This window comes from Ideonella sp. P3_A4 (genome assembly GCF_056403075.1).
Genome location: NZ_JBFUGE010000645.1, coordinates 1 through 3,238, shown reverse-complemented (window position 1 = coordinate 3,238; position 3,238 = coordinate 1). Strand labels below are relative to the sequence as shown.

Below are 3,238 nucleotides of genomic sequence, written 5' to 3'. Positions count from 1 at the left end.
GCCCAGCGCCATGGTCTTGTGCTGCTGGTTGGTGAACGAGCCATGACTGACGAACAGCAGCGTGTTGGCCATGACGGCGTTGGTGGCCTTGTCACGCAAGTCGGTCAGCGTGACCTGCACGCGCCCCGACGAATCGATGATGACCTTGCCGCTGCCGATCTTCAGCGTGGCCACGTTCTGAGGGTAGTTGCCGCACAGGGTGAGGTCGCAGGGCAGCATCAGGTTCTGCGCCAGCCCTTGCGAGTGGGCGGCGGTCGTCATGCCGGTCAGGATCAGGGCCGCGGCGGCCCAGGGGACAGCAATGCGAACGTTCATGATTTCTCCTTGACGATGGTGGTGGCGGAGGGCCGGAAAATCTGACCTTCCACTCATCCAGACGCGTTGGAGGCAGATAAGCGGACGCGCGGCGTCGTGCGGACAGGCTGCCGCAGCCTTTCGTCCAGCAAGGCCGACGGGCGCTTGAAGTACAGCGCGCAACCGGGGTGCAGGCGAAAGGTCTCTCGGGCCTGTGCTGCCAGCTCGGCGGCGCGTTGCCGCTCGCCGGCACGCAGCGCGCACAGGCCAAGGTTGGCGCGGTCCCAGGCRAGCCAGTGAGAGTTCGCATGCAATCTCGGCGTGAGCCGGGCGAGRGCGGCCTCATAGGCCGACAGGCCGCGGGGATCTCTTGAGCCGCACAACGCGCGTGCTTCGAACAGGCGCGGGTCCCAACCTTGAGGCATCTTGGCCGGGTCGATGTCCGGCGGCAGCAGGCGCAGGGCCGCCGCGTAGTCGCCGCGGTCGATCTCCACCTGCACACGCTGCAGCGACAGCATGTTGATTGAAAACCCACGGCGGTCGGAGTCACCGGCGCCATCACCGGGCGCGGATTGCAGCGCCGAGGTCAGCTCGGCGACGGCCTCGTCGAACCGACCTGCCATGCTCAGGTTCATCGCGATGTCGAGTGGGCCCCAGGCTGCGGTCAGATTCCCTTCACCGAACGCGCGATCGAACTCGAACTTGGCGTTTCGGGCGAACTGGTCGGCCTCGTCGTGGCGGCCGGTCTCCATTGCCAGCGAGTCGAGCATGTTCCAGAGCCGGCCTCGTTGCTCCGCACTTTCCGTTCGAGGCAGCAACAGTTCGATCGCCGGTCGGCCCACCGCATAGGCGCGTTCGAGGTCGGTGTGCGAGTAATAGGCGATGGAGCGATAGAACGCCATCCAGGCGTGCAGCACTTCTGGCACGGCTCTGCCGTGGCTGGCCAGGGCTGCTTCGAGCCGCTTGAAATCGGCCTCGGTTTCTTCAATGGGCCGGGACCAGATTTGGCTGCCGAGGCTGGCTATCTTTGCTTCGGTCATCGTGGCGGCAATGTCTGCGTCGCCGCCGATCGCCCTCATCGATTCGAGCGCTGCCGTCAGGTGCGGTTTGGCTTCTGCTGGCCGGTTCGCCGTGAACAGCGCATTGGCAAACCGGATGCGTGTATCGATGGCGCGCGCAGCATGCGGGCCGTCGCGCTGGATGGATGAATCGATGACCTCCAGGTACAGCGGGGCGGCTTCGTCCAACTGGTTGGTCCACCGCAGCAACTCGGCGCGCATGGCCACGGCGTCCAGGTGCAATGCCGGATCCCGTGCCGCGCGCGGCGATGCCAGGACGGTGCGGAGCTGCTCCGCTGCTTCGTCATAACGGCCGAGCCGGGCCACCACCTCGCACAGCACCAGCCGCGCGGCCGGTTCGGCCTCGGTCGACGCGGACAACGACAGTGCGTCTTGGGCCGTCGACTCGGCCGCGCGCAACTGATCGTCGTTGGCGAGGGCGCGCGCCAGTACGAGGCGCGCGGTCGCTCGATCGCTAGGCGATGCACCGCTGTGGTCGAGCGCCTCGATCCGCAGCCGGGCTTGCTGCGCGGCCAGCCGGTTGCTGGCCATGTCCAGAAAGATCGCTGCAAGCTCGCCGTGCAGATCGGCCCGCAAGGTTGGCTGATCGGCAAAACCCAGCTCGATCTGCTTGGCTCCGCGCTCCAACAGCAACTCGACCGGCAGTTGCCGCAGCTGGGCGTTGGCCGGGTTGTCCTTGCCGTTCACGTGGAAAACGTCCAGCACGAACTTCTTCACGGCACCGGCGGTGGCCGCCTCGGCATTGGCGCGCTGCGCCTGCACCAGGGCCGCCGCCGCGGCAACCAGCACGGCCACCAGGGCGGAGGCGCCCAACGCCAGGGCCGGGCCATGCCGACGGACCACGCGACGCCATCGGCGCCAGGCGCTGTCGGGTTGGGCCAGCACCCGTTCGCCGGCCAGATGGCGTTCGACGTCTTCCGCCAACGCGATCGCCGTGGCGTAGCGCTGCGCGGGCTGGGGCCGCAGCGCCATGGCCAGGATGGCATCCAGCTCACCTTTCAGCGCCTTGGCGAGCGGCATGTCCGCGACCGTGCTGCTGGCCAGCGGCAGGTCGCGTTCCACCACTGCCACATCGGTGAACATGGCCAGCGACCCGTGGCGGGGCCTCAGGGGCGGCTTGCCGGTGAGCAATTCGAACAGCACGATGCCAAGCGAGTAGATGTCCGACGCCACGGTGATCGGCGCACCGGTCAATTGCTCGGGCGAGGCGTAGGTGGGCGTCATCGCGGGCCCCATCCATTGCGTCAGCGCAGTCTGGTCGGCGTCGGCTTCGGCGAGTGACTTGGCGATGCCGAAATCCAGCAGGTGCACCTGGCTGTCGTCGGAGACCAGGATGTTCGACGGCTTCAGGTCCCGGTGCACGACCAAGCTGGCATGGGCGTAGGCCACGGCGCGCGCCACCTGGACGAACAGCTGCAACTTCTGGCCCAGGTGCGCGCCATGCGCGGCACACCAGCGATCGATCGGACAACCGTCGACGTACTCGAAGGCGAGATAGGGGCGGCCGTGTTCGTCCACCCCCGCCTCATAGAGGCGGGCGATGTGGGGGTGCTCGAGGCGGGCGGCCAGATCGCGTTCGCGGCGCATGCGCTCAGCCAGGCCGAAGCCCCACGCATAACGAGGCAGTTTCAGGGCCACCTGGCGGCGCGGGTTGGCGTCGGTTCGCTCAGCCAGCCAGACGCTGCCCATGCCGCCCTGGCCCAGCTCTTTCAACAGGCGATACGGCCCGATCAACTGGCCGGCAGCGGCGACGCTGTCGATGGGCACAGCGAGGTCGCCCAGCTTGGGCAAGGTCTCGAATGCCGGTGCAGCAGCGTCATCGTGCTGACGCAACAACTGCCCGAGAACCGGCTTCAGATGGTTGG

Annotated in this window: 2 protein-coding genes; both read right to left on the bottom strand. The window is 67.5% G+C overall.

What is annotated here, in order from left to right; translation table 11 throughout:
- A partial coding sequence (locus AC1DYI_RS30460) for a hypothetical protein (protein ID WP_477207858.1) occupies positions 1–315 on the bottom strand: 315 nt, incomplete at its 3' end.
- A 53-nt stretch (positions 316–368) separates the two neighbouring features.
- The coding region (locus AC1DYI_RS30455) for a serine/threonine-protein kinase (protein WP_477207857.1) at positions 369–3,238 on the bottom strand (2,870 nt) is incomplete at its 5' end.